A 26,951-nucleotide genomic window follows, 5' to 3' on the forward strand; every position below is an offset into this window, starting at 1 on the left:
ATGTGCAATGATGACGCCAAACAACCGGTTTGGTCACTTGGCCGGAGGAGAATTCCAAAGCGTGCAGCCTCGGGCTTGATCTGGATCAATTCCAAGCTGACGTCTGGGCCACGGTGGACAGCGGCGTTACCGCGCGTGCAGCAGCGCCAACAGCACGACCACCGCGCAGGCAAGCACCGCCGAGGTCAGCTTCCAGAACATCAGCGGGCTGCGCTCCAGGAGCGGTGTGATCCGCGTGTCGAGATAGGCCGGATTGGGCGTGCGAAGCTCGAAGACGAATTCGGACAGGTCCTCGTGCCGCTTGCAGGGATCGGGATGCAGCGCGCGGCGCAGCGCGCCATCGATCCAGGCGGGCACGTTGCGGTCGTCCTCGGCCGGACAGTATTTGAGCCGCCGCACGTCTGCCTTGCGCCGGATCCTGGCGACCTGGGTGCCGTAGGGGAGCTTGCCCGTCAGCATCTGGTAGCAGATCACGGCCAGCGAGAACATGTCGGAACGCGGCGAGCCGCCTTGCCCGAGAAAATACTCCGGCGCGGTGTACTGGACCGTTCCCAAGATGTCGTCGGTCTTGTCCGACGGCGCGGCCTCCGCGACGCCCGCGACCCTGACCGAGCCGAAGTCGATGATCTTCGCGGTGCCGGTCTTGTCTATCAGGATATTGTCGGGCCTGAGGTCCTGATGCAGCATCTCCATGCGGTGGAAGGCGCGCAGGCCCGCGGCGATCTGCTCGACGAGGCCGCGGACGGTTTCGAGATCGGGACGCGGATTGTCGGTCATCCACTGCCGCAAGGTCTGGCCTTCGACGAATTCGGTCGCGACATAGAGATAGCTGCGCCGCCGCGATTGTGAGAGCGGTTTGAGCACATGCGGACTGTCGATGCGCCGCGCGATCCACTCCTCCATCAGGAAGCGCTTCAAGTATGCGGCGTTGTCGCGCAGGTCGATCGACGGCAGCTTGAGCGCGACCGGCTGCTCGGTCTCGGTGTCGACGGCCAGATAAATGTGGCTGCGGCTGCTGCCATGAATCTCCCTGACAATCCTGTAACCGTCGAATATCGCACGTGGCTCCGGCAACGGCGGAAGCGGCAGCTCCGCGGTCTGATTGAAGATGCCTGAGGGCTCGCGCTGCGGCACCGCGTCGATGCGCAGGATCTGCACGGTGATGTTGTCGTCGCTGCCGCGCCGGTAGGCTTCCTCGACGATCGCCTTCGCGGCGGTGTCGAGCTCGGCTGCATGCTCGTTGATCGCGCTCGTGACGAAGCGCGGATCGACGAATTCATAGGCGCCATCGGTCGCGAGCAGGAAGGTGTCGCCGGCCTCGATCTCGAGCGCGTGGTAGTCGATTTCGAGCTGCGGATTGATGCCGAGCGCGCGGCCGAGATAGGTCTGCTCGGAGGAGACGATGATGCGGTGATCGTCGGTCAGCTGCTCCAGCGCCTTGCCGGCCATGCGGTAGATGCGGCAGTCGCCGACATGGAAGATGTGCGCGGTGGTCGCCTTAATGACCATGGCGCTCAGGGTGCAGACATAGCCCTTGTCGCGGTCATAGGCATATTGACTCTTGCGCGTCTGCGCGTGCAGCCAGGAATTGGTGGCGTCCAGCACGCGGCGGGCGGAGGTCTTCACCGTCCAGGATTCCGACGTGCAGTAATAATCCATCAGGAAGCTCTTGACCGCCGACTCGCTGGCGATCTGACTCACCGTGCTGCTGGAAATGCCGTCGGCGAGGACGGCTGAAATGCCCTTCAGGCTGAGCAGCGGCTCGTCCGGAATGAGGACGCCGTGGAAATCCTGGTTGACGGGCTTGCGACCTTTGTCGGAGTGCTGGCCGATCGAGATCAGGAGTCCGCGGGTCATCGTCATCACCAAGGCGAAGAGAGCCTCACCCTAGCCGGGCGAGGCTCCCTTGTTGAGGTGCGTGTGATCAAGCTGCGACGCGGGGCTTCGCAGTCTTGTTGGCCTGGCGCTTCGGTAGGGTCATGACATGCGTGGCGTAAAGTGTCATGCCCGTGAAAGCGAGGCCGCCGACGAGGTTGCCGAGCACAGTCGGGATCTCGTTCCAGATCAGATAGTCCATGATCGAGAACTTCGCATGCAGCATCAGGCCCGACGGGAACAGGAACATGTTCACGACCGAATGCTCGAACACCATGTAGAAGAACACCAGGATCGGCATCCACATCGCGATGACCTTGCCTGAGACCGAAGTCGAGATCATAGCGCCGACGACGCCGGTCGAGACCATCCAGTTGCAGAGCATGCCACGCATGAACAGCGTCGCCATGCCAGCCGCACCATGCGCGGCGTAGCCGAGCGTACGGCCTTCACCGATATTGCCGATCGCGGTGCCGATCTTGTCGGGGTCCTGCGTGAAGCCGAAGGTCGTGACGAACGCCATCATGAAGGCCACGGTGAAGGCGCCGCCGAAATTGCCGAGGAAGACGAGACCCCAGTTGCGCAGCACGCCGCTGAGCGTGACGCCCGGGCGCTTGTCGATCAGGGCGAGCGGCGAGAGCACGAACACGCCGGTCAAGAGATCGAAGCCCAGCAGATAGAGCATGACGAAGCCGACCGGAAACAACAGCGCGCCGACCAGCGGCTGGCCGGTGTTCACGTTGATCGTGACGGCGAACCAGGCTGCGAGCGCCAGGATCGCGCCGGCCATGTAGGCGCGGATGACGGTATCCCGGGTGGACATGAAGATCTTGGACTCGCCCGCATCCACCATCTTGGTGACGAATTCCGAAGGCGCGAGATACGACATCAATGGTTCCTTTTGCTTCGTAAGTGAGATCGACGCCCTCGCAAGAGAGCGGCTGAACGTCATTGGTCGTGCGGGTGGCCTGCCGCGCACGAAGGTTGGGAGAGGTTGGAAGCCCTGGGAATCGCGTCACGACGACGAGCCGAGAAAGGCCGCGAAGCGGTTGAGCTTCCTCTTGCGGCCGCCAGAGGCCGCAGCGATGCGGCAAGCCGCAGTCTTCGTTGACATCCAGAGAGGAAGCAAGTTGCGTGCCGAGCGAACGAAAACTGAAAGCTGAGTGATATCAGTGCGATGGACCTGCGCCGAATCCGCTCGTCCGGCGCGGGGCGGCCTCTTGCATGAGCGCCTGCACAACACTTGTGCGTCGCACAAAAATTGTGCAGGACGCAAATTCGGCGAGCGCTTGGCGCCTGCGGCAGTCTGGCGCAAGGTCTCTAACCCATTCAACAGGTTTGGCTTTTTGCTATCGCGGGCTTGGCATGAAGCTTGAATAGTTCCACATCGACGCCATTGAAGCCGTCCCGCGAGACTTCTCATCCGATTTGCTGACGCCACCAGACGGGGGACTCCCCCGCCATGCGTCTGCATGCGCCAAAGCCGGCGCCATCAGGACCGGACGGGCTGCTCGCGTGCACTGACGCCAACAATTCTGCAACGATGCAAAGGACGACACTGCCTATGACCAAGCGCATTCGCCGGCCCTCGGATTCCGGTCTGACCCGCCGTCAATTGTTGAAGGCCACCGGCGCGACCGCCGCCCTTCTCGCCGCCGCCAAGCTCAATTTCCCCGCCGGCGCCTTTGCGCAGGACTCGGGCCCTGAGGTCAAAGGCGCCAAGCTCGGCTTCATCGCGCTCTCCGATGCCGGCCCGCTGTTCGTCGCCAAGGACAAGGGGCTGTTTGCCAAATACGGCGTGCCCGACGTCGATGTGCAGAAGCAGGCCTCCTGGGGCACCACGCGCGACAACCTCGTGCTCGGCTCCGAAGGCAACGGCATCGATGGCGCACATATCCTTACCCCGATGCCGTATCTGATCTCGGCCGGCAAGGTGACGCAGAACAACCAGCCGACGCCGATGTACATCCTGGCGCGGCTCAATCTCGATGCGCAGTGCATCTCGGTCGCCAAGGAATATGCCGATCTCAAGCTCGGTACCGACGCGGCGCCGTTCAAGGTGGCGCTGGAGAAGAAGAAGGCCGCCGGTAAGCCGGTGAAGGCCGCGATGACCTTCCCCGGCGGCACGCACGACCTCTGGATCCGCTATTGGCTTGCTGCTGGCGGCATCGATCCCGACAAGGATATCGAGACCATCGTGGTGCCGCCGCCGCAGATGGTGGCCAACATGAAGGTCGGCACCATGGACTGCTTCTGCGTCGGCGAGCCCTGGAATCTCCAGCTCGTGCACCAGGACATCGGCTACACCGCGGTCAACACCGGCGAGATCTGGAACAAGCATCCGGAGAAGTCGTTCGGCATGCGCGCGGCCTTCGTCGACAAATATCCGAAGGCCACGAAGGCGATCCTGATGGCCGTGCTCGAAGCCCAGCAATGGTCCGACAAGGCCGAGAACAAGCAGGAGCTCGCCACCATCATGGCGAAGCGGCAGTGGATCAACTGCCCGGTCGAGGACGTCTACGACCGCACTGCCGGCAAGTTCGATTACGGCAACGGCAAGGTGGTGGAGAACTCGCCCCACATCATGAAGTACTGGCGCGATTTCGCCTCCTATCCGTTCCAGAGCCATGATCTCTGGTTCCTCACCGAGGACATCCGCTGGGGCAAGTACGAGGCGAATTTCGACACAAAGGCGCTGATCGCCAAGGTCAACCGCGAGGACATGTGGCGCGATGCTGCCAAGACTCTCGGCGTCTCGGGCGCGGAGATTCCGAACTCCACTTCGCGCGGCAAGGAGACCTTCTTCGACGGCAAGGTGTTCGATCCCGAAAATCCGGCTGCCTATCTGAAATCGCTCGCGATCAAGCGCGTCGAAGTCTGATGGAGCCTCGCGGCCGCCTTCGGGCGGCCGCTTCGTTGTTGAGAAGCCGGAGAGGGATTTCGATGAACATGCCTGCCACGAAGATTGAGGTTGAGACAGCGGCGCCCACGTCTGTTGCCGCCCCGGTTGTCGCGATGACGCCGAAGCGTCCGCCCCGCGCGGAGAGTTATGCGCGGATTGCGCGGGAGCTCGCCGTGCGCGTGATTCCGCCGCTGGTCGTGATCGTGCTGCTGACGCTGGTGTGGGAGCTGGTCTGCCGCCGCGCAGGCTCCGCACTGCCGCCGCCGTCAAAGGTGTTCAAGGACACCAAGGAGCTGATCTTCGATCCGTTCTTCGATCACGGCGGTATCGACAAGGGCCTGTTCTGGCACCTGTCCGCCAGCCTCCAGCGCGTCGCGCTCGGCTATTCTCTCTCGGCGATCGCCGGCATCGCGCTCGGCGTGCTGGTCGGGCAGTCGGTCTGGGCGATGCGCGGGCTCGATCCGCTGTTCCAGGTGCTGCGCACCATTCCGCCGCTGGCCTGGCTGCCGCTGTCGCTGGCGGCCTTCCGCGACGGCCAGCCCTCGGCAATCTTCGTCATCTTCATCACCTCGATCTGGCCGATTATCATCAACACCGCGGTCGGCATCCGCAACATTCCCCAGGACTATCGCAACGTCGCCGCGGTGGTGCAGCTCAATCCGCTCGAGTTCTTCGGCAAGATCATGATCCCGGCGGCGGCGCCCTACATCTTCACGGGCCTTCGCATCGGCATCGGCCTCTCCTGGCTCGCCATCATCGCGGCTGAAATGCTGATCGGCGGCGTCGGCATCGGCTTCTTCATCTGGGACGCCTGGAACTCCTCGCATATCAGCGAGATCATCCTGGCGCTGTTCTATGTCGGCATCGTCGGGTTCGTGCTCGACCGCCTGATTGCGGGCCTCGGCAAGGTCGTCACCCGCGGCACCGCGCAGAACTGAGGGAGAAGCGCCCATGACCGCCTATCTGAAGCTCGACCATATCGACAAGATCTTCACCCGCGGCGCCGCGACGACCGAGGTGCTGAAGGACATCAATTTGACGATCGAGAAGGGCGAATATGTCTCGATCATCGGCCATTCCGGCTGCGGCAAGTCGACCCTGCTCAACATCATTGCAGGACTGACCAATGCCTCCACAGGCGGCGTGCTGCTGGAGAACCGCGAGGTCAATTCGCCGGGGCCCGATCGCGCCGTGGTGTTCCAGAATCACAGCCTGCTGCCGTGGCTCACGGTCTACGAGAACGTCAAGCTCGGCGTCGACAAGGTCTTCGCCAGAACCAAGACCAAGGCCGAACGCGACGCCTGGGTGATGCACAATCTCAACCTGGTGCAGATGGCCCATGCCAGGGACAAGCGGCCTTCCGAAATCTCCGGCGGCATGAAGCAGCGCGTCGGCATCGCCCGGGCGCTCGCGATGGAGCCGAAGGTGCTGCTGCTGGACGAGCCGTTCGGCGCGCTCGACGCGCTGACGCGGGCGCATTTACAGGACTCGGTGATGGCGCTGCATCAGAAGCTCGGCAACACCATCCTGATGATCACCCACGACGTCGACGAGGCTGTGCTGCTCTCCGACCGCATCGTGATGATGACGAATGGCCCGAGCGCGCGCATCGGCGAGGTGCTGGAGGTGCCGCTGGCGCGGCCGCGCAAGCGGCTCGAGCTTGCGACCAACGCGACGTATTTGAAGTGCCGCCAGCGCGTGCTCGAATTCCTCTACGAACGTCATCGCTTCGTAGAAGCCGCGTAAACCAGAGGGAAGTGCGCGAGACGAGCGCGCCTAAATAATTGACATCAAGCTCAATCCTTGTGCGTCGCACAAGGATTGAGCGAATCGCAAATTTAGCGTGCGAAAACGCCGTGCGAAGATTTCGGGCAATACGAATAACGTCCTGAAATCCCTGTATTTCTGCCGTGTGCGCAATTGGCACGGAAATTGAAATACCTTTTTCGACGCCAACGACGACGTCCCTCAACATCATCAATCAGCATCGTGAACTCGCCACCGGGGGAGAAGCCCCGGAGCGTGCCTCCGTGACCGGAGGCTGAGCCTGCAACGACGCAGCGGTGAGCCTGGAAGGGATACTCAATGACGAAGAATCCTACTTGGATTTCAGACTGGCGCCCCGAAGACGAGGCGTTCTGGAATGCGACTGGCAAGACTATCGCAAGGCGCAACCTGATCTGGTCGATCGTGGCCGAGCATATCGGCTTCTCGGTCTGGCTGATCTGGAGCATCGTGACCACCAAGCTGCCGCAGGCGGGCTTCCACTACACCACCGACCAGCTGTTCCAGCTCGTCGCGGTGCCGGGCCTGATCGGCGCCTTGATGCGCTTTCCCTACACTTTCGCAGTGACGACCTTCGGCGGGCGCAACTGGACCATCTTCAGTGCGGCGATCCTGTTCATCCCGACCTTGTCGCTCGCCTATTTCGTCAGCCATCCCGACACGCCGTTCTGGCTGATGCTGCTGGTCGCCTCGACCGCTGGCCTCGGCGGCGGCAACTTCGCCTCCAGCATGACCAACATCTCCTTCTTCTTCCCTGACCGGATGAAGGGATGGGCGCTCGGCCTCAATGCTGCCGGTGGCAATATCGGCGTCTCCAGCGTGCAGCTCCTGACCCCGATCCTGATGACGCTCGCCGTCATCAACCTGTTCCAGGCATCTCCCGTCGATGGCATCTTCCTGCAGAACGCCGGCCTGATGTGGGTGCTGCCGATTGCGATCGCGGTGTTCGGCGCGGTGTTCTTCATGAACAACCTCACCTCGGCGAAATCGTCGATCAAGAACCAGCTTGCGGTGGTCAAGCGCAAGCACACCTGGATCATGGCGTATCTCTATATCGGCACGTTCGGATCCTTCATCGGCTACTCCGCGGCATTCCCGCTGCTGCTCAAGACGCAGTTTCCGACGATGACGATCTCGATCGCCTTCCTCGGTCCGCTGGTCGGCTCGCTATCGCGTCCGCTCGGCGGCTGGCTTGCCGACAGAATCGGCGGCTCCATCATCACGTTCTGGAATTTCATCGTGATGGCGGGCGCCACGGTCGGCGTGCTCTATTTCGTCGGACAGAAGGATTTCATCGGTTTTCTCTCGATGTTCCTGATCCTGTTCGTGACCACGGGCATCGGCAATGGCTCGACCTACCGCATGATCCCCTCGATCTTCCGCGAGCAGAACCTGTTCAGGGCGCGCGGCCAGGGCGAGGCGGCGCGCGCCGCTGCCTTGAAGACCGCGAGCATCGAGAGCGGCGCGGCGGTCGGCTTCATCGGCGCGGTCGGCGCGGTCGGTGGCTATCTGATCCCGAGCGGCTTCGGCAAGTCGATCGCCATGACCGGCGGGCCGCAGCTCGCGCTCGCGATCTATCTCGGCTTCTACGCCTCGTGCCTGGCTCTGACCTGGTGGTTCTACCTGCGTCGCAGCCCGCAAGCCGAAGGCGCGCCGAGCCTTGCGGAAGCGCGCGTCTGATACTTGGTATGAAAATCGCTTCTCCCCGTACGCGGGGAGAAGCCGCTCTGATGACGTTTGGTCCATGAACCTTGTTCGCAACGGCGCGGACAAAGGCAGACCGAAACAGACAGGAGACCATCATGACGCCCGAACAAGTGACCCTCATTCAGCAGAGCTTCGCCAAGGTCGCTCCGATCTCCGAGCAGGCTGCGGTGCTGTTCTACGATCGCCTGTTCGAGCTGGCGCCACCGGTGCGCGCGATGTTTCCTGAAGACATGACCGAGCAGCGCAAGAAGCTGATGGGCATGCTCGCCGCCGTCGTCAGCGGCCTGTCGAATCTCGAGACGATTCTTCCCGCGGCCTCCGCGCTCGCCAAGCGCCACGTCGCCTACGGGGCCAAGGCCGAGCACTATCCCGTGGTCGGCGCGACCTTGCTCTGGACCCTCGAGAAGGGTCTTGGCAAGGCCTGGACGCCCGAGCTCGCCGCCGCCTGGACCGACGCCTTCGGCGTCTTGTCCGGCTACATGATTTCCGAGGCCTATGGCCCCCAGGCGCAGGCCGCCGAATAGGAGATGCCTTGTGAGTGAACCGCTGGTCATCGTCGGTAACGGTATGGCTGCTGCTCGTCTGGTCGACGAGCTCGCCAAGACCGCGCTCGGCCGCTACGCGGTCGCTGTGATCGGCGAGGAGCCGCGGCTCGCTTACAACCGCGTGCTGCTCTCATCCGTGCTGGCTGGCGAGACCGGCTCGCACGAGATCGAGCTGAGGCCGGCGGACTGGTGGCGCCATCGCGGCGTCACCGTGCGCTACGGCTATCGCGTGACCGAGATCGACACCGGCCGCCGCGAGCTCAAGATCGCCGGCGAAGAGAGCATGGAATATTCCAAGCTTGTGCTCGCCACCGGATCGACGCCGCTGCGGCTGAACGTGCCGGGCGCCGATCTTGCCGGCGTGCACACCTTTCGCGACACCCGCGATGTCGACCTGCTGTTGACGCTCGCGGCGGCGAGGAAGCGCGTCGTCGTGGTCGGCGGCGGCCTGCTCGGGCTCGAAGCAGCCTACGGCCTCGCCAAGGCCGGCGCGCCGGTGACGCTGCTGCATCTGATGGACCGGCTGATGGAGCGCCAGCTCGATGGGCCGGCCGCGGATCTCCTCAAGACGCTGGTCGAGCGCAAGGGCATCCGCATCCTGCTCAACGCCTCCACGGCGCGCATCCATGGCGAGGCCCATGTCGAAGCCGTCGAGCTCGCCGACGGCTTCCGCATCGAGGCCGATGCCGTGATCTTCGCGGCGGGCATCAAGCCGAACATCGCGGTGGCCAGGGAGGCCGGCATCGCCGTCAACCGCGGCATCGTCGTCAACGACGAGATGCAGACGGCTTCGCCCGGCATCTACGCACTCGGCGAATGCGCCGAGCACCGCGGCACCTGCTATGGCCTGGTCGAGCCCGCCTACGAGCAGGCCCGGGTGCTGGCGCGGCATCTCGCCGGCAAGCCCGCCGCCTATCAGGGCAGTGTGGTCTCGACCAATCTGAAGGTGTCCGGCGTCAGCGTGTTCTCCGCCGGCGATTTCATGGGCGGGGAGGGCAGCGAAAGCCTCGTGCTGACCGACCGCAGGCGCGGCACCTACAAGAAGCTCGTCATCGCCGAGGGCCGGCTGACCGGCGCGGTGCTGATCGGCGATACCGTCGATGCGCTCTGGTATCTCGAGCTGATCCGCAATCGCGACAAGGTCGCGGCGATCCGCACCGACATGATGTTCGGCCGCACGCTTGCGCTTCCGTCCAAGGCTGCCTGACATGACGGCGATCGACCCAAATCTCCGCGCGACCCGAACGACCTGTCCCTATTGCGGCGTCGGCTGCGGCGTGCTGGCAACGCCGGACGGCAAGGGCGGAGTTGCGATTGCGGGCGATCCTGATCATCCCGCCAATTTCGGCCGGCTGTGCTCGAAGGGCTCGGCGCTCGGCGAGACCGTGGGGCTGGAAAGCCGGCTGCTCTATCCGATGATCCGCTGCAAGGGCGTGCTGGAGCGCGTCGCCTGGAGCGATGCGCTCGACCATGTTGCCCACCGTATGCAGCACATCGTGGCGCGCGATGGTGCGGACGCGGTTGCGTTCTATCTCTCCGGCCAGCTGCTGACCGAGGACTATTACGTCGCCAACAAGCTGATGAAGGGCTTCGTCGGCACCGCCAATGTCGACACCAATTCGCGGCTCTGCATGTCGTCCTCGGTCGCCGGCCATCGCCGCGCCTTCGGCGCCGACACCGTGCCTGGCTGCTACGAGGATCTCGACCAGGCCGATCTGCTCGTCTTCGTCGGCTCGAACGCAGCCTGGTGTCACCCCGTGCTGTTCCAGCGCATGTTGAAGAACAGGCAGGAGCGCGGCGCGCGGATGATCGTGATCGATCCGCGCCGCACCGACACCGCAAGCGACGTTGACCTGTTCCTCGGCCTCAAGCCCGGCACCGACACGGCGTTGTTCTCCGGCCTGTTCGTTCATCTCGCCGACAACGGCGCGCTCGACAAGGACTACATCGCGCAGAACACCAGCGGTTTCGACGATGCGCTGGCGCGCGCGCGCAACATCGCCGGCAGCGTCGCCGCGACCGCGCTGGCGACCGGTCTCAACGAGCTGGACGTCGCGACCTTCTTCAAGATGTTCCGTGACACCGAGAAGGTCGTCACGCTCTATTCGCAGGGCGTCAACCAGTCGGCGCAGGGCACCGACAAGGTCAACGCGATCCTGAATTGCCATCTCGCCACGGGCCGTATCGGCAAGCCAGGCGCCTCGCCGTTCTCGCTCACCGGCCAGCCCAACGCGATGGGCGGCCGCGAGGTCGGCGGTCTCGCCAATATGCTCGCTGCACATATGGGCTTCACGCCGCCGGACATTGATCGGGTCAGGCGGTTCTGGAACGCGCCGCGTATCGCCACCCATGAGGGGCTGAAAGCGGTGCAGCTGTTCGAGGCGATCAACCGCGGCGAGGTCAAGGCGCTGTGGGTGATGGGCACCAATCCCGCTGTCTCGCTGCCCGATGCGGATTTCGTCCGCGACGCGCTGAAGAAGCTCGAGTTGTTCGTCGTCTCCGAGAACGTGCTCTCCAACGACACGGTGGAGGCCGGTCCGCATGTGCTGCTGCCCGCGCTCGCCTGGGGCGAGAAGTCGGGCACGGTGACCAATTCAGAACGGCGTATTTCGCGTCAGCGCTCGTTCCTGCCGGCGCCGGGCGAAGCGCGGCCGGATTGGTGGATCCTGAGCGAGATCGCAAGACGTCTCGGCTTCGGCGACAGCTTCAATTACAAATCCGCCGCCGATATTTTCCGCGAGCACGCCGCGCTCTCGGCGTTCGAGAACAATGGCAGCCGCGATTTCGACATCGGCGCGCTGACGTCGCTCTCCGACGAAGGCTTCGATGCATTGAAGCCGGTGCAGTGGCCGGTGCGCGAAGGCGGGATGCCTGGCGAGCGCTTCTTCGCGCAAGGCGGCTTCTTCACCAATGACGGGAAGGGCCGCTTCGTCGCGCCGGAGGTGCCGTCGCTGCGTGGCGAGACCGGCCCGTCGCGCCCCTTACGGCTCAACACCGGGCGCATCCGTGACCAGTGGCACACCATGACGCGCACCGGCCTCAGCCAGCGGCTCGGCGCACATCTGCCGGAGCCCTTCGTCGAAATCCATCCTGACGACGCCGGCAAATACGGCATCGTCCATGACGGCTATGCTCGCATCACCACCGATTACGGCCAATGCACCCTTAAAGTGGTCGTCAGCGAGCGCCAGCAGCGCGGCACGCTGTTCGCGCCGATCCACTGGAGCGCGATGAACGCCTCGCACGGCCGCGTCGGGGCGTTGGTAGCACCGTTCACCGATCCGTTCTCGGGCCAGCCGGAATCCAAGGCGACGCCCGCTGCGATCGCGCCGTATGAATACGTCTTCCGCGGCTTCGCGCTCTCGCGCAAGCAACTCGATCTGCCGCAGAACCTGTTGTGGACCCGCGTCACGGTCTCAGGCGGGTTCGGCTATCTCTTCGCCGACAATTCGGACCTCGCGCGCTGGCCGGCCTGGCTCGAGAGCATCGCCGGCGAGGACGTCGCCGAGTATCGCGACTTCGGCGGCGGCGTTTATCGCGCCGCCTCGTTCGCGGGCGACCGCATCGAGACCTGCCTGTTCGTCGGACCCGCGCACGACGCCGGCGACTGGGAGGTGGTGAAGAGCCTGTTCGTCGCCGATCACGTCACCGACGAGCAGCGCCGCATGCTGCTGTCGGGCAAGTCCAGCGAGGGCGCTGCCTCGACCGGCCCGATCGTCTGCGCCTGCTTCGGCGTCGGCCGCGGCACCATCTGTGATGCCATCTCATCCGGCGCACGAACGGCGGCCGAGATCGGCGCAAAGCTCAAGGCCGGCACCAATTGCGGCTCCTGCATCCCCGAGCTGAAGCGCCTGATTGCGACGACGGAGACACCGCCGAAGCAGGCCAAGCTGGCGGGGGCGGCGGGGTAACCCGGCCGTCCGCCGGCCGCCATGCTCGACGAGAACAAACGCCTCTGCAGCGAGGTCGAGCAGTTCCTGGCCACCGTCCGCGCGGCTTGAGCGGGCTGCGCTACAGCACGGTCTCGCGCCCCGGACGCTGCGCAGCACGGAGTGGTGCGCTGCAGAGCCGGGGCTCATCTAACGGCAGAGCGTTGGCCCTTATGGTCCCGGCTCCGCACAGCAACGCTGATGCGTTGCTGCGCATCGGGACACGGGAGTTGTGCGGGTCGGTATCGCTTCCCAACGCAGCCATGTCCATCGCCCCAATCGACGCGCCCGCGATTGTGCCCTATGTTGCCGCGCGCTCCCTCTCAACAATCACAAACAATCATGATGTACCTGGAAACGCCGCCGCGGCTGATCGAAGCAAAACTGTTCTCCGCCATGCCCGACACATTCCGCCGCAAGGGCGTGCGGACCGATTGGGCCGATGCCAACCGGCCGGGTGTGCCGACCGACAGCTTCATCGAAGGGCCGTCGTTCGATCAGGACGGCAATCTCTACATCGTCGATATTCCGTTCGGCCGCATCTTCCGGATCGCGCCCGGCGGCGAGTGGTCGCTCGTGATCGAGTATGAAGGCTGGCCGAACGGATTGAAGATCGCCGCCGACGGCCGCATCCTGGTCGCCGATTACATGCACGGCATCATGGAGCTCGACGCCAAGGACGGCCGCATCACGCCGGTGCTGACCGCGCGCAACTCAGAGTCCTTCCGCGGCTGCAATGATCTGCATCTCGCGTCCAACGGCGATATCTTCTTCACCGATCAAGGCCAGACCGGCCTGCATGATCCGAGTGGCCGCGTCTACCGGCTGGCACCGAACGGGCGACTCGACTGCCTGGTCGACACCGGCATCAGCCCGAATGGGCTCGTGCTCGATCCCAACGAGACCGTGCTGTTCGTCGCGATGACGCGCGACAATGCGGTGTGGCGGCTGCCGTTCATGAAGGACGGCAGTGTGTCCAAGGTCGGTCGCTTCTGCTCGCTGTTCGGCACCAGCGGCCCTGATGGCTTGACGATGGACGCCAAGGGCCGCCTGTTCGTCGGCCACGCCTCGCTCGGCCACGTCTTCGTGTTCGCGCCGAACGGCGAATTGATCGCGCGGATCAAATCCTGCACAGGCCCGAACTGCACCAATGTCGCCATCGGTGGCGCGAACAAGGATCGGCTCTATATCACGGAGTCTGCGACCGGCAGCGTGCTGGTGGCGGATATAAGTGAACTGTAACACGCGACAAATGTTGAGCTGGGCGGTGCCTCTTCTCGCCTCTCCCGCGTGCGGGGAGAGGCCGCAGTGGCGCGATGCGCAAAATGCATGTGAGGGGCTCTCCACGAGTCCAACTGCTACCTTGATTGCGGAGGCGGCCCCTCATCCCGACCCTCTCCCCGTAGGAACGAGAGGGCGAAGAGAGATCGGAGACAGACATGAACACAAAACCCTTCGGCAAGACTGGCGCCAGCGTCTCCGTGATCGGGCAGGGCACCTGGTATCTCGACCACGGCGATCGCAAGCGCGCGATCGCGGCCCTTCAGCGCGGGCTCGATCTCGGCATGACGCATATCGACACCGCCGAGATGTATGGCGATGCCGAGCTCGTGATTGCGGACGCGATCGTGGGCCGCCGCGACGAGGTGTTCCTCGTCTCGAAGGTGCTGCCGAGCAATGCCTCGCGCCGCGGCACCATCACCGCCTGCGAGCGCTCGCTGAAGCGGCTGAAGACTGATCATCTCGATTGCTATCTCCTGCATTGGCGCGGTTCCTATCCGCTGGAAGACACCGTCGCCGCGTTCGAGGAGCTGGTGAAATCAGGCAAGATCAAATCATGGGGTGTCTCCAATTTCGATGCCGACGATCTCGACGACATTCTCGACGTCTCCGGCGCGGGTCGCATCGCCTGCAATCAGGTGCTCTATCATCTCAAGGAGCGCGCGATCGAGCATGCGGTGATCCCGTGGTGCGAGCGGCACGGCGTTGCCGTGGTCGCCTATTCGCCGTTTGGGCACGATGACTTCCCCGATGAACGCAGCAAGGGCGGCGCGGTGCTCGCGCGCATCGCGGAGGCACGTCGTGCAACACCGCGTCAGGTCGCGCTGAGCTTTCTCACCCGTGCGACTACGGTGTTCGCGATCCCGAAGGCGTCATCCGCGGAACATGCCGGCGAGAATGCGGCTGCCGGCGATCTCGTGCTGACGAAGGAGGAGTTTTCGGCGCTCGATGCGGCGTTTCCGCGCGGTCCGAAGCCGCGCAGCCTGCCCATGCTGTAGTGCACAAACCTCCATTATTAATGGAGTATTGACGCGCGCGGACGTGAGCGCATATCGGCATCCTGTTTTCGGAAGTTGTGAAAGCGGCGCTTTTATCGTTTTTTACGATCGTTCCCGAATCGTCGTTGTCCCAGGTTCCAGCCGTGACCCCGCCGCCCGCCGCAGCCGCAAGGCTCGACAGTATTTCCGTGCCCATGCCCGAGAAGAAGCATGTTCGCCGCCGCGCTCCCGCGCGCGTCGATCATCCCTTCAAGGGCATCGCACTGATCCTGCTCTCGACGGTGTTCCTCGGCTGCTCCGACGTCACCGCGAAATATCTCTCGACCAGCCTGCCGTCGATCGAGATCACCTGGATCCGCTTTCTCACCTTCGCGCTGATCTTTACGCCCGTGATGCTGCGGTTCTCGCCGTACTATGCGATGCGCACCGAGCGTCTCGGACTGCACGTGATGCGCGGCGCGGTGCTGCTCGGTTCTTCATTGTTCTTCATCACGGGCCTCGGCTTCCTCCCGATCGCGGAGGCGTCTGCCACCGGTTTCGTGGCGCCGCTGTTCGTCACGGCGCTCTCGATCGTTTTCCTCGGCGAGAAGGTCGGCATGCGCCGCTGGTTCGCCACCGCCCTCGGCCTCGTCGGCGTGCTGATCATCCTGCGCCCGGGCACCAGCGCGTTTCATCCGGCGGCGTTCTTCCCGGTCGTCTCGGCGGCCTGCTGGGCCGGCACGCTGATCCTGACGCGCATGATGAGCGGACGGGAAGCCGTCGTCACCACCATGGCCTATTCCTCGCTGACCGGCCTTGTGATCCTCACCGCCATCGTTCCGTTCGTATGGGTGACGCCGTCCTGGACGGCGATCGCACTCGGCATCTTCATCGGCGTCGCATCGACCGCCGGGCAGTGGATCGTCGTGCTGGCCTATCGCTACGGCGATGCTTCGGTGTTGGCGCCGTTCTCCTACTCGCAATTGTTGTGGGTCAGCATTCTTGGCTTCTTCATCTTCGGCGAGGTGCCGAGCATCTGGACGGTCATCGGTGCGGCCTTCATCGTCGCCAGCGGTCTCTATATCGCCCATCGCGAGCGCGTCCGCCGCGCCCAGCTGCTGGTGCTGGAAGAGCGTTCCCCGAACCCCTGACGCAAGTCGGCGCTCTCTGATACGTGCTATCAATGGCTCCGACGCCAGAGGAGGAGCCGGGTGCGCGCTGCGATTTTCAGGAACGGGGAGATTGTCGTTGGCCAGATGGCGGAGCCGACGCCGGGCCCCGGCCAGGTGCTGGTCAGGACGCTCGCCTGCGGCATCTGTGGTTCCGACCTGCATGCGCGTCAGCACGCGCCTCGCATGGTGGAGATGGCGAAGAAGACCGGACGCACGCCGATGGATCTGTCGCGCGATGTCGTCTTCGGCCACGAGTTCTGTTGCGAGATCGTCGACTACGGCCCCGGCACTGTGCGCAAGCTCAAGCCGGGCACGCATGTCTGCTCGCTGCCCGCGCTACTGACGCCGGAGGGCATCAAGGGGATCGGCTATTCCAACGACTTCGTCGGCGGCTATGCGGAGAGAATGATCTTGAGCGAGCCGCTCCTGCTCGAAGTGCCCAATGGTCTTGCGCCCGAACATGCCGCGCTGACCGAGCCGCTCGCGGTCGGCGTTCACGCCGTGGCGAAGGCAAATATCGGGGGCGGCGAGGTGCCGCTCGTGATCGGTTGCGGCCCGGTCGGGCTCGCGGTCATCGCGGCGCTGAGGATCAAGGGCCTGCATCCGATCATCGCCTCCGACTATTCGCCCGCGCGGCGGGCGCTCGCCGCAAAACTCGGCGCGGACGTCGTGGTCGATCCCGGCGTGTCGCAGCCCTATACGACGTGGGCCGAGCACGCGCAGATGTCGGAGGCGGAGAAAGCCGCGCGGCCGCCATTCCAGGCCATGCTGCCGGCGCTCAAGCCCGCGATCATCTTCGAATGTGTCGGCGTGCCCGGCCTGTTGCAGCAGGTGTTCGAGGGTGCGCCGCGCGATGCGAAGGTTGTCGTTGTCGGCGTCTGCATGGAGAGCGACAGAAACGAGCCCATGCTTGGCATCATGAAGGAGCTGAACGTCCAGTATGTGCTCGGCTACACGCCGGACGAATTTGCAGCGTCACTGCGCCTGATAGCGGAAGGGCAGGTGGATGCCGCGGCGATGGTAACCGCCGAGGTCGGCATCGACGGCGTCGCCAAGGCGTTTGCCGATCTCGCCAATCCCGAGGTGCACACCAAGATCCTCGTGCAGCCGTGGCGGTAGCAGTTTCGTAGGATGGGTTAGCCCTGCGGCTGCGCGAAGCGCAGTCCGCACGGCGCAACCCACCAATTCTCTTGTCGTGGCGACAGAAGAGGTGGGTTACGCCGAGAAGCTGCGCTTTGCGCACCTGCTCGCCTAACCCACCCTACGAGATCTCTGTCAGTATTTCGCCGGCACGTACATCTCCGGCGGAATCGGGCCGCGGTGATAGTCGGGATTGCGCACCCGCGCCGGCAGCACCACCGGCGCGCGCGCCACTTCCTGGTATGGGATCTGGCTGAGCAGATGCGCGATGCAGTTGAGCCGGGCGCGCTTCTTGTCGACGGCATCGACGATCCACCACGGGCTATCCGGCAGGTGCGTGTGCTCCAGCATGGTCTCCTTGGCCTTGGTGTAGGCTTCCCAGCGGCTGCGAGCCTCGACGTCCATCGGGCTCAGCTTCCACTGCTTGAGCGGATCCTTGATGCGCATGGTGAATCGGAACTGCTGCTCGTCGTCGGTGATCGAGAACCAGTACTTGAGCAGGATGATGCCGGAGCGGATCAGCATCCGCTCGAACTCCGGCACGGTCTTGAAGAACTCCTGGTACTGCTCCTCGGTGCAGAAGCCCATCACGCGCTCGACGCCGGCGCGGTTGTACCAGCTGCGGTCGAACAGCACCATCTCGCCGCCGGCCGGCAAATGCGCGACGTAGCGCTGGAAGTACCATTGCGTGCGCTCGCGCTCGCTCGGAGCCGGAAGCGCCGCGACGCGGCAGATGCGCGGATTGAGACGTTGGGTGATGCGCTTGATGACGCCGCCCTTGCCGGCGGAATCGCGGCCCTCGAACAGCACCACGACCTTCTTCTTCTCGGCTTGCACCCAGTCCTGCAGCTTGACCAACTCGCCCTGGAGGCGGAGCAGCTCCCGGAAATAGAGCTTGCGGTCCAGCGTCGGGTTGAGCACGTCGGTCTCGTCCAGAAGTTCATCGAGACGGGTGTCATCCAGCTCCATCTCAAGCTCCTCGTCGAGATCGTCGGCCATCTCCTCAATGATGCGCTCGCGCTTGGCGGTCTGAGAGGTGCGGTCGGTCATGGGTCATTCTCACGGCAGAAATGTCTGTCGCTCAGGACCATCGGCGGGGTTTGTTGCGCGCATATGACAGGGTGGGTGGTCACACCGGCAGCGCGATCGAATATTTGACCTGGCTGAGCGCAAAGCTGGATTCGATCGAGGCGATGCCGTCGAGCCGTGTCAGCTTTGTCTTCAGGAATGTCTCGTAGGAGGCGAGGTCGGCCGCCACCACCCGCAGCAGGTAGTCACGGTTGCCGGTCATCAAATAGCATTCCAGCACCTCGTCCCATTTCGAGATGGCGCGGGCGAAGCGGTTGAGGTCCTCCTCCTTCTGACGCGCCAGCTTGATCGAGATGAACACGCTGACATGCAGCCCCAGCGCCTTCTGGTCGACCGTCGCGATATAGCGCGAGATGACGCCGCGCTCCTCCAAGAGCTTGACCCGGCGGTGGCAGGGCGACACCGAAAGCCCGACCTTGTCGGCGAGCTCCTGCATGGTCAGCCGGCTGTCGGTCTGGAGCAGCGCGAGGATCTTGCGGTCGATGGCATCGAGGTCGGGCATTGGGATGGAACCTGCATTTGGAGGCAATCGATTGGTAAACTATCCTAATCTCGGCGGGTCTGGCGCGAAAAATTGAGAAGTTTGGCGCTGCCCGCAGGCGTATCATCGCGAGAATTGTTTTCGGGAGCATTGCCATGCCCGTTGATTCCGCCCGTCTCGACATATTGACCGCGCTGAGCCGCAAGGCGCTGTGGCTGTCGTCGTGGACCATCCACCACGCCAACCACATCCGCCCGAATGCGGACGGCCTCAAGGTCGGCGGCCATCAGGCTTCGTCCGCCTCGCTCGCCACCATCATGTCGGCGCTTTACTTCCACGTGCTGCGCCCCGAGGATCGCGTCGCGGTGAAGCCGCATGCGAGCCCGGTGTTCCACGCCATTCAGTATCTGTTCGGCCGCCAGAGCCGTGAAAAGCTGGAGAACTTCCGCGGGTTCAAGGGCGCGCAGTCCTATCCCTCGCGCACCAAGGATGTCGACGACGTCGATTTCTCCACAGGCTCGGTCGGCCTCGGCGTCGCACAGACGCTGTTCTCTTCGCTGGTGCAGGACTACGTCAAGGCGCATGGCTGGATGAAGGACCGCCGCGAAGGGCGGATGATTGCCCTCGTCGGCGACGCCGAGATGGATGAGGGCAACATCTTCGAAGCCCTCGCCGAGGGCTGGAAGCACGGCCTGCGCAACACCTGGTGGGTGGTGGATTATAATCGCCAGTCGCTCGACGCGGTCGTGCGCGAGGGGCTCTGGGAAAAGTTCGAGACCATGTTCCGCAATTTCGGCTGGGACGTCGTCATCGTGAAATACGGCCGCCTGATGCGCGAAGCTTTTGCGGAGCCCGGCGGCGAGGCCTTGAAGCGCTGGATCGACAATTGCCCGAACGCGCTCTATGCGGCGCTGTGCTTCCAGGGCGGCGCTGCCTTCCGCAAGCATCTGCATGACGAGATCGGCGATCAGGGGCCGATCACGAAGCTGATCGACAAGCGCAGCGACGAGCAGCTGCTGGCGCTGATGTCGAATCTCGGCGGCCACGACATGGCGAGCATGCTGGAAGCGTTCGAGTCTATCGACCACGACCGTCCGGTCTGCTTCATCGCCTATACCATCAAGGGGGTCGGCCTGCCCTTCCAAGGCCACAAGGACAACCATGCCGGCCTGATGACGGTGGCGCAGATGGAGAAATATCGCGAGAGCCAGAACATCCGTCCCGGCCACGAATGGGACAAGTATGAGGGCCTCGCCCAGGATGCGGCCGAGCTGGACGCCTTCCTCGCACGCGTGCCGTTCAACCAGGACGGACGCCGGCTGACGGCGCCTGTGGTCGAGGTGCCCGCGCAGCTGAGCTTCAAGCCATCGCCGCAGATGTCGACCCAGCAGGGCTTTGGCCTCGTGCTGAACGAGATCGCGCGCAGCGACAGCGAGTTGGCAAAGCGCATCGTCACGACCTCGCCCGACGTCACCGTCTCGACCAATCTCGGTCCGTGGGTGAACCGGCGCGGCCTGTTCGCGCGCGCCGAGAAGGCCGACTTATTCCGCAGCGAGAAAATTCCCTCCACCTACAACTGGGACGCCTCGCCCAGGGGCCAGCATCTCGAGCTCGGCATCGCCGAGATGAACCTGTTCATCATGCTCTCGGCGCTCGGCCTGTCGCACCAGATCAACGGCGCGCGGCTGTTGCCGGTCGGCACGCTCTACGATCCCTTCATCGAGCGCGGCCTCGATGCGCTGAACTATGCCTGTTACCAGGATGCGCGCTTCATGGTGGCGGCGACGCCATCGGGCATCACGCTCGCGCCGGAAGGCGGCGCGCACCAGTCGATCGCAACGCCCTTGATCGGCATGGCGCAGGACGGGCTCGCCTCGTTCGAGCCTGCTTTCGTCGACGAGCTCGCGGTGATCATGGGTTGGGGCTTCCAGCACATGCAGCGCGAGGCGGGCGAGGGCGGCTCGGTCTATTTGCGGCTCTCGACGCGCAGCATCGAGCAGGCGCAACGCATCATGACGGCGGAGCTTCAACAAGGCATCACCGACGGCGCCTATTGGCTGCGCAAGCCGGGCCCCAATGCCGAGGTCGTGATCGCCTATACCGGCGCGGTGGCTCCCGAAGCGATCGAGGCGACCGGTTTCATCGGCGAGAGCCGCCGCGACATCGGATTGCTCGCGATCACCTCGGCCGACCGTCTCCATGCGGGCTGGACGGCCGCGCGAAAATTGCGGCGCGACCGGCGCGGCGTGCAGCATCTCAGCCACATCGAAAAGCTGCTGGCGCCGCTGCCGCGCGACTGCGGCATCGTGACCGTGATCGACGGCCATCCATCCGCACTCGGCTGGCTCGGCAGCGTCCGCGGCCATCGCGTCGAGGCGCTCGGCGTCGAGCAGTTCGGCCAGACCGGCAGCATCGCCGACCTCTACCGCCACTATGGCATCGATGCGAATGCGATCATCGATGCGGCCGAAAGCCTCACCACCGGCGCGCCGGTGCTGCATCGGAAGATGGCGGTGTAGTCGGGGTAACCTAGATGTCATTCCGGGGCGGCTCGAAGAGCCGAAGCCGGAATCTCGAGATTCTCAGGTGCGCAATTGCGCACCATAGTTCGATGCTTCACATCGCCCCGGAATGACGATCGAGAGAATCTTGCCAAGTTCCCGCCATCGGCTCATATAGGCTCCCTCCGCCGCAACGCTGGCCCCGCATATGGCGGGTTCAACTGCTGGCGCTTTCGTGCAAGGATGCCTGCCGAAACGCCCCCTCCAAGCTCCCAAGAAGAGGTCAAAGATGGTCAATCGCATGCAATTCTACATCGACGGCGCCTGGGTCGATCCCGCCGTCAAGAAGTCCACCGCCGTGGTCAATCCCGCGACGGAAGAGGCGATGTACGAGGTTGCGCTGGGCTCCAAGGCTGACGTGGACAAGGCGGTTGCCGCCGCCAAGCGTGCCTTTGCAACCTTCTCCCAGACCAGCCGCGAGGAGCGCGTTGCGCTGCTCAGCAAGATCATCGAGATCTACAAGGGCCGCCTCAAGGAGATCGGCGCCGCCGTCTCCGACGAGATGGGTGCGCCGCTGCCGATGGCCGAGAAGCTGCAGGCCGGCGCTGGCCTCGGCCATCTCATGACGACGCTCGACGTGCTCAAGAACTATCATTTCGAGGAACCGGTCGGCACCGCGATGGTGCTGCGCGAGCCGATCGGCGTGGTTGGCATGATCACGCCCTGGAACTGGCCGCTCAACCAGATCGCCTGCAAGGTCGCGCCCGCGCTCGCCGCCGGCTGCACCATGATCCTGAAGCCCAGCGAGTTCACCCCGACCTCGGCGCTGATCTTCGCGGAAATCCTCCATGAAGCCGGCGTGCCGAAGGGCGTGTTCAACCTCATCAACGGGCTCGGCCCCGAGGTCGGCGCCGCCATGAGCGAGCACCCTGATATCGACATGATCTCCTTCACCGGCTCGACCCGCGCCGGAATCGATGTGGCCAAGCGCGCCGCGCCGACCGTGAAGCGCGTCAGCCAGGAGCTCGGCGGCAAATCGCCGAACGTCATCCTCGAAGGCGCCGACCTCACAAAGGCGGTGACCGGCGGCGTGATGCACATGTTCAACAACTCCGGCCAGTCCTGCAACGCGCCATCGCGCATGATCGTGCCGCTGTCCAAGATGAAGGAAGTCGCGGCGATCGCAAAAGCCGTCGCCGACAAGACCAAGGCGGGCGATCCGCGCGCCGAAGGCACCACGATCGGCCCGGTCGTCAATCGCGGCCAGTGGGACAAGATCCAGGCGCTGATCAAGAAGGGCATCGACGAGGGCGCAACGCTCGTCGCCGGTGGCCCGGGCCTGCCCGAAGGCGTCAACAAGGGCTTCTATGTCCGTCCGACCATCTTCGCCGACGTGACGCCCGAGATGACGATCGCGCGCGAAGAGATTTTTGGGCCGGTGCTGACCATCCTCGGTGCCAAGGACGAAGCCGACGCCGTCAAGATCGCCAACGACACGCCCTATGGCCTCGCCGGCTATGTCTACGGTCCTTCGGTCGAGGATGCCAAGCGCGTCGGTCGCCAGATCCGCGCCGGTAACGTCAACCTCCAGGGCGTGCCCAACGATCGCACGGCGCCGTTCGGCGGCTACAAGCAGTCCGGCAACGGCCGCGAATGGGGCAAGTTCGGCCTCGAGGATTTCCTCGAGGTGAAGGCGGTCGCCGGCTTCAATGCGGCGTAAGATTGAGCGATTGAAAAAAATGACGCCGGAGCGAGTGATCGCTCCGGCGTTTTTGTTTCGTCATTGCGAGGAGCGCAGCGACGAAGCAATCCAGACTGTCCCCGCAGAAACAGTCTGGATTGCTTCGCTTCGCTCGCAATGACGGAGGAGAGACTATCCCCCCAGCGCACCCTGCGTGTTCACATACAGCGCGTAGATCGACTGGCTCGCCGCCATGAACAGGCGGTTGCGCTTGACGCCGCCGAAGCAGACATTCGCGCAGCGCTCGGGTAGCGCAATGCGGCCGATCATGACGCCGTCCGGCGCGAACACCACGACGCCGTCGAGTTCGGGATCGCCCATGCCCCAGCCGCACCAGAGATTGCCGTCGATGTCGCAGCGCATGCCGTCCGGCGTGCCAGGCCCTGCATCGATGTGGACGCGCTTGCCCGAGATCGTGGTGCCGTCAGGCGAAACGTCGTAAGCGAGAATCTTGCGGTTCGGCACACCGCGCGATTCCACGATGTAAAGAATCTTCTCGTCCGGCGAGAAGCACAGCCCGTTCGGACCGAGCACGCCCTCGGCGACGATGGTCGCCTTGCCTGTTGATGGATCGAGCCGGTAAACGTTCGGCTCGATCTCGCTCTCGGCCTTGTAGCCCTCGTAATTGCCGAGCAGGCCGAAGGTCGGATCGGTGAACCAGATCGAGCCGTCGGATTTCACCACGACGTCGTTCGGCGAGTTCAATCGCTTGCCATTGAATTGGTCCATCAGCACGATGAGGCTGCCGTCATATTCGGTGCGCACCACGCGCCGCCCGCCATGCTCACACGTCACGAGGCGGCCCTGGCGGTCGCGCGTATTGCCGTTGGCGAAATTCGACGGTTTCCGGAACACCGAAACCGCGCCGGTCTCCTCCTCCCATTTGATGATGCGCTGGTTCGGGATGTCGCTGCACAGGAGATAGCGCCCGTCGCCGAACCACACCGGCCCTTCCGCCCAGCGCAGGCCGGTCGCGAGCCGCTCCACCGCCGACAGCTTCAGCCAGTATTTTTCGAAGCGGGGATCGAGCGCACGGATCGCCGGATCGGGATAATAGCTCGCCGGCCGCCAGCCTGGCCGCTCCTGGGTGTGGGACGATGCCTCATTCATGCCGGTTCTCTCGTTTCGTTCCCTCTGGACAATCCTGCTATCATTAGAGACACGTGACCGCAAATCGGTGGCTACAGACGAGGAAAGACATGCCGCGTATTTTGATGACGGGAGCTTCGGGCGGAATCGGCACGAGCCTTCGAAAACTGCTGCCGCCGATCTATCCGGATCTCCTGCTCTCCGACATTAAGCCGCCCGCCGATCTCGGCGCGAACGAGAAATTCGAGGCGGCGGATCTTGCCGATCTCGCGCAATGCGAGGCGATCTGCGAGGGTGTCGACGGCATCATCCATTTCGGCGGCTATTCGGTCGAAGGCACCTGGGACCAGATCCTCCAGGCCAACATCATCGGCGGCTACAATCTGTTCGAGGCGGCGTACCGCCAGGGCGTCAAGCGCGTGGTGTTCGCCTCGTCGAACCACGCTGTCGGCTTCTATCCGCGTCACCACAAGATCGGCACCGACGTCACCCCGCGCCCCGACGGCCGCTACGGCGTCAGCAAGGTGTTCGGCGAGGCCGTGGGCGCGCTCTATGCCGACAAGCATGGGCTGAAGGTGACGTGCCTGCGCATCGGCAATTTCGGCGACATGCCGCTCGACCAGCGCCGGCTCTCGATCTGGCTCAAGCCCGACGACCTCGTACAGCTCTGCCGCATCGGGCTCGAACATCCCGACATCCATTTCGAGGTCTTCTATGGCGCCTCGCTGAACGAGCGCGCCTGGTGGGACAATCATCGCGCCTATGAATTCGGCTATCGCCCGACGGGACGCGCGGAGGACTTCCGCGAGCACGCGATGGCCGAGCAAGCCAAGCTGAAGCCGGACCCGGTCGGCGATTATTTCCAAGGCGGCACGTTCTGCAGTATGGAGTTCGACGCCGACCCGAGTCGGATCATCGACTGGAACAAGCGGTAGCGTTTGACGCGAACGCACGGGCGCTCCCTCGCCCCGTTCTTGCGGGGCGCGACGAGCTTCACTCGCGCCGAGAGGGATGAGGGCCGCTTCCGAGGGCGCGGTGAGAGTTGGATTCGCGAAGAGCTCCTCGGCGTCATGGTCGGGCTTGTCCCGACCGTTTTTGCAGGGGGCGCTGGCAAGAAAGTCCAGTCGTCATTTCGCAACGCGCGCTTCCTGTTTCTTGGTCACATGCCAGAGAACCACGTGGTAATGCGGCACGTCCACGCCCGGGTGACCGGGATTGAAGTAGAAGCTGACGTGATCAACCGGCCCCGTTGACCCCGCCCCCTCAAGTGACTTGTGATCGTCGATGTCCTTGTTGGGGACCATGTACACGGTCGCGACCAGACGATCCCTGCGATCGAAGCACAGGAATGGTCCCAGCGGCAAACTGTCGGGCTTGACGAAGATGATGCCAAGGCCCGGAAAGAACTTCGGGAAGTTCACGAGATCGCTGACCCGCTTGTATCCGTTTTTTTCCGCGACCTCCCGCTGATTTGGCGGCGGACGAACGACGGCGTGCTTCCTGTGCACCCGGCTGCTTCGATGGTGGGCTGTCCTGGGTTGCTCGACATTGTCCGCCGGTTGTGCGGTGGCCGGCGCGAGCGTTTGCGGCGCCTGTGGTAAGAAGGGGGCAAATTGGGCGGCGAGACGCCTCACATCGGCGATCAAGACGAGCAACGCAACGAGGGTTACGCTCACCAGCGCTTTGCGCATCGGACCCCTCCCGAGGTTTGTTTGTCAAGCTCGCTCACTTGGCCGGATTGCGTTCTCTCCAGCGTAGGAAATCCTGGAACAATTCTTCGCGGTCTGGCGGATTGGCGGTTGGCTTTCCCTCGAGGAACCGGCCGAACGCCTTGCGAAGCGCGGCCTCGCCACCTGATTGCTGCTGGAGCCACCGCTCTGCCGGTCGGAATCGTCGCCATCCGGGGAGCAGCGCGGCCAGGTTCACCTCGCGCCATTTAGGATGATGCGAGTCGCCGAGAAATTCGGGAAAGCGCGTGAACAATGTCTGCACGAAGAAATCCAGCAACCGATATCGCTCGCTGCCGATCGGCCAGCTATAGGCGAACAGAGCTGATTTAATCGCGATCGTGTCGACGCTGGCTTCGGCCGCGATGATGTTCGGGTAGTCCAGATGGCGAAGCGTCGATGGCAGGTATTCCTGTTGCAGCAGCTCTTTGGAGTAGGGGATGGGCAGGAGGCGAATACCATCGAGCTGCGAGATCTGTGTCAGGAAGCTCACCGGCTTTCCTGACACCAGCAGAGCGGCGGAGAGATCTCCCTTCCTCAGGCCATCCAGCGCGGCTTCCGGTCCCAAGTTCGACTCGCTGATCTTGACGCCGAGACGGTTGAACACTTCACGGCCAAGGATGGCGCTGGCACTACCGTCATCCCCGAGATTGACCCTTTTTCCCGCCAGCTCCGTCAGGTCTCCGATCTCCGGCCGCGCGAGAAGATGGAACTCTTCGATATGGAGCGGAGCAATGTAGGTCAGCCTGTCGGAGATATCTCCGAAGGTCCTTGTCTCCCGCAGCCGGTCGACAAGCACGACAGGGGCGATCGCCACGTCGGCACCGGCGAGCGTCAGCACATCGAGGACGTTGCGAATACCGCCGTTTCCGACGATGGGCAGAACCCGCAAGGCGACCTCGCCATGAGGGCCGGTCTCTTGGCCGGCAGCGAGCGTGGTCGCAATGTCCTGAGCGATCGCGAATTCAGTGCATTGCGGCGTACCGGTCACGAATCCCACCGTGTACGGG

21 protein-coding genes are annotated in these 26,951 nt (G+C 63.9%); 14 read left to right on the top strand and 7 right to left on the bottom strand.

Annotated elements, in window-relative coordinates; translation table 11 throughout:
* Window positions 1-126: 126 nt before the first annotated feature.
* Both AC5V87_RS12260 and AC5V87_RS12265 read right to left on the bottom strand, forming a co-directional pair.
* Complete coding sequence (locus AC5V87_RS12260) at window positions 127-1,863, bottom strand: bifunctional protein-serine/threonine kinase/phosphatase (RefSeq protein WP_495371123.1); 1,737 nt, start codon at window positions 1,861-1,863, stop codon at window positions 127-129.
* 61 nt (window positions 1,864-1,924) lie between these two features.
* Window positions 1,925-2,764: a formate/nitrite transporter family protein gene (locus AC5V87_RS12265; protein WP_456839847.1), complete on the bottom strand. Its 840-nt coding sequence runs from the start codon at window positions 2,762-2,764 to the stop codon at window positions 1,925-1,927.
* Window positions 2,765-3,439: 675 nt separating this feature from the next.
* Here AC5V87_RS12265 and AC5V87_RS12270 point away from each other — a divergent pair.
* The 11 genes from AC5V87_RS12270 to AC5V87_RS12320 all read left to right on the top strand — a co-directional run bounded on the left by AC5V87_RS12270 (window position 3,440) and on the right by AC5V87_RS12320 (window position 17,292).
* Entirely contained in the window at window positions 3,440-4,756 is a 1,317-nt protein-coding gene (locus AC5V87_RS12270) for a CmpA/NrtA family ABC transporter substrate-binding protein (protein ID WP_495371124.1), read from the top strand.
* 62 nt (window positions 4,757-4,818) lie between these two features.
* On the top strand, window positions 4,819-5,715 hold the full coding sequence (gene ntrB / locus AC5V87_RS12275; RefSeq protein ID WP_456839845.1) for a nitrate ABC transporter permease: 897 nt from the start codon (window positions 4,819-4,821) through the stop codon (window positions 5,713-5,715).
* Window positions 5,716-5,728: 13 nt separating this feature from the next.
* The gene (locus AC5V87_RS12280; RefSeq protein ID WP_495371125.1) at window positions 5,729-6,523 is read left to right on the top strand and encodes an ABC transporter ATP-binding protein; all 795 of its coding nucleotides are present in this window, start codon (window positions 5,729-5,731) and stop codon (window positions 6,521-6,523) included.
* Window positions 6,524-6,862: 339 nt separating this feature from the next.
* Window positions 6,863-8,242: an MFS transporter gene (locus AC5V87_RS12285; RefSeq protein WP_456839843.1), complete on the top strand. Its 1,380-nt coding sequence runs from the start codon at window positions 6,863-6,865 to the stop codon at window positions 8,240-8,242.
* 122 nt (window positions 8,243-8,364) lie between these two features.
* Window positions 8,365-8,793 (top strand): globin family protein, encoded by a 429-nt coding sequence (locus tag AC5V87_RS12290; protein ID WP_456839842.1) that lies wholly within the window; start codon window positions 8,365-8,367, stop codon window positions 8,791-8,793.
* Window positions 8,794-8,803: 10 nt separating this feature from the next.
* Window positions 8,804-10,021 (top strand): NAD(P)/FAD-dependent oxidoreductase, encoded by a 1,218-nt coding sequence (locus AC5V87_RS12295; protein ID WP_495371126.1) that lies wholly within the window; start codon window positions 8,804-8,806, stop codon window positions 10,019-10,021.
* A gap of 1 nt (window position 10,022) precedes the next feature.
* A complete protein-coding gene (locus AC5V87_RS12300; RefSeq protein ID WP_495371127.1) occupies window positions 10,023-12,725 on the top strand; it encodes a nitrate reductase in 2,703 nt (900 codons plus the stop codon).
* A gap of 363 nt (window positions 12,726-13,088) precedes the next feature.
* A complete protein-coding gene (locus tag AC5V87_RS12305) occupies window positions 13,089-13,985 on the top strand; it encodes an SMP-30/gluconolactonase/LRE family protein (RefSeq protein WP_495371885.1) in 897 nt (298 codons plus the stop codon).
* A 197-nt stretch (window positions 13,986-14,182) separates the two neighbouring features.
* Window positions 14,183-15,022 carry an aldo/keto reductase gene (locus tag AC5V87_RS12310; protein WP_456839840.1) on the top strand — a complete coding sequence of 280 codons (840 nt, stop codon included), beginning with the start codon at window positions 14,183-14,185 and terminating at the stop codon, window positions 15,020-15,022.
* Window positions 15,023-15,210: 188 nt separating this feature from the next.
* Window positions 15,211-16,152, top strand: coding sequence for a DMT family transporter (locus tag AC5V87_RS12315; protein WP_495371886.1), 942 nt, complete (start codon window positions 15,211-15,213; stop codon window positions 16,150-16,152).
* 60 nt (window positions 16,153-16,212) lie between these two features.
* Window positions 16,213-17,292, top strand: coding sequence for a zinc-binding dehydrogenase (locus tag AC5V87_RS12320; protein WP_456839839.1), 1,080 nt, complete (start codon window positions 16,213-16,215; stop codon window positions 17,290-17,292).
* Between the two features lie 156 nt (window positions 17,293-17,448).
* On the opposite strand, the gene ppk2 is transcribed toward AC5V87_RS12320, so the two are convergent.
* Together ppk2 and AC5V87_RS12330 are read right to left on the bottom strand one after the other, a co-directional pair.
* The gene (gene ppk2, locus AC5V87_RS12325) at window positions 17,449-18,363 is read right to left on the bottom strand and encodes a polyphosphate kinase 2 (protein WP_495371128.1); all 915 of its coding nucleotides are present in this window, start codon (window positions 18,361-18,363) and stop codon (window positions 17,449-17,451) included.
* 79 nt (window positions 18,364-18,442) lie between these two features.
* Window positions 18,443-18,904 (bottom strand): Lrp/AsnC family transcriptional regulator, encoded by a 462-nt coding sequence (locus AC5V87_RS12330; protein WP_027558508.1) that lies wholly within the window; start codon window positions 18,902-18,904, stop codon window positions 18,443-18,445.
* Window positions 18,905-19,038: 134 nt separating this feature from the next.
* Between AC5V87_RS12330 and AC5V87_RS12335 the strand changes: the two genes are divergently transcribed.
* Both AC5V87_RS12335 and AC5V87_RS12340 read left to right on the top strand, forming a co-directional pair.
* Window positions 19,039-21,402 (top strand): thiamine pyrophosphate-binding protein, encoded by a 2,364-nt coding sequence (locus AC5V87_RS12335; RefSeq protein ID WP_495371129.1) that lies wholly within the window; start codon window positions 19,039-19,041, stop codon window positions 21,400-21,402.
* 271 nt (window positions 21,403-21,673) lie between these two features.
* A complete protein-coding gene (locus AC5V87_RS12340; protein WP_456839837.1) occupies window positions 21,674-23,104 on the top strand; it encodes an aldehyde dehydrogenase family protein in 1,431 nt (476 codons plus the stop codon).
* Between the two features lie 153 nt (window positions 23,105-23,257).
* Here the strand turns inward: AC5V87_RS12340 and AC5V87_RS12345 are convergent, their stop codons facing one another.
* On the bottom strand, window positions 23,258-24,235 hold the full coding sequence (locus AC5V87_RS12345; RefSeq protein WP_495371131.1) for an SMP-30/gluconolactonase/LRE family protein: 978 nt from the start codon (window positions 24,233-24,235) through the stop codon (window positions 23,258-23,260).
* Between the two features lie 89 nt (window positions 24,236-24,324).
* On the opposite strand from AC5V87_RS12345, the gene AC5V87_RS12350 reads away from it, so the two are divergent.
* Window positions 24,325-25,149, top strand: a complete 825-nt coding sequence (locus AC5V87_RS12350; RefSeq protein WP_495371132.1) for an NAD-dependent epimerase/dehydratase family protein — start codon at window positions 24,325-24,327, stop codon at window positions 25,147-25,149.
* Window positions 25,150-25,341: 192 nt separating this feature from the next.
* On the opposite strand, the gene AC5V87_RS12355 is transcribed toward AC5V87_RS12350, so the two are convergent.
* Both AC5V87_RS12355 and AC5V87_RS12360 read right to left on the bottom strand, forming a co-directional pair.
* The gene (locus AC5V87_RS12355) at window positions 25,342-25,905 is read right to left on the bottom strand and encodes a hypothetical protein (protein WP_495371133.1); all 564 of its coding nucleotides are present in this window, start codon (window positions 25,903-25,905) and stop codon (window positions 25,342-25,344) included.
* A 34-nt stretch (window positions 25,906-25,939) separates the two neighbouring features.
* A complete protein-coding gene (locus AC5V87_RS12360) occupies window positions 25,940-26,932 on the bottom strand; it encodes a TAXI family TRAP transporter solute-binding subunit (RefSeq protein ID WP_456839833.1) in 993 nt (330 codons plus the stop codon).
* Between the last annotated feature and the right edge of the window lie 19 nt (window positions 26,933-26,951).

This window comes from Bradyrhizobium sp. SOJA106 (assembly GCF_059448745.1).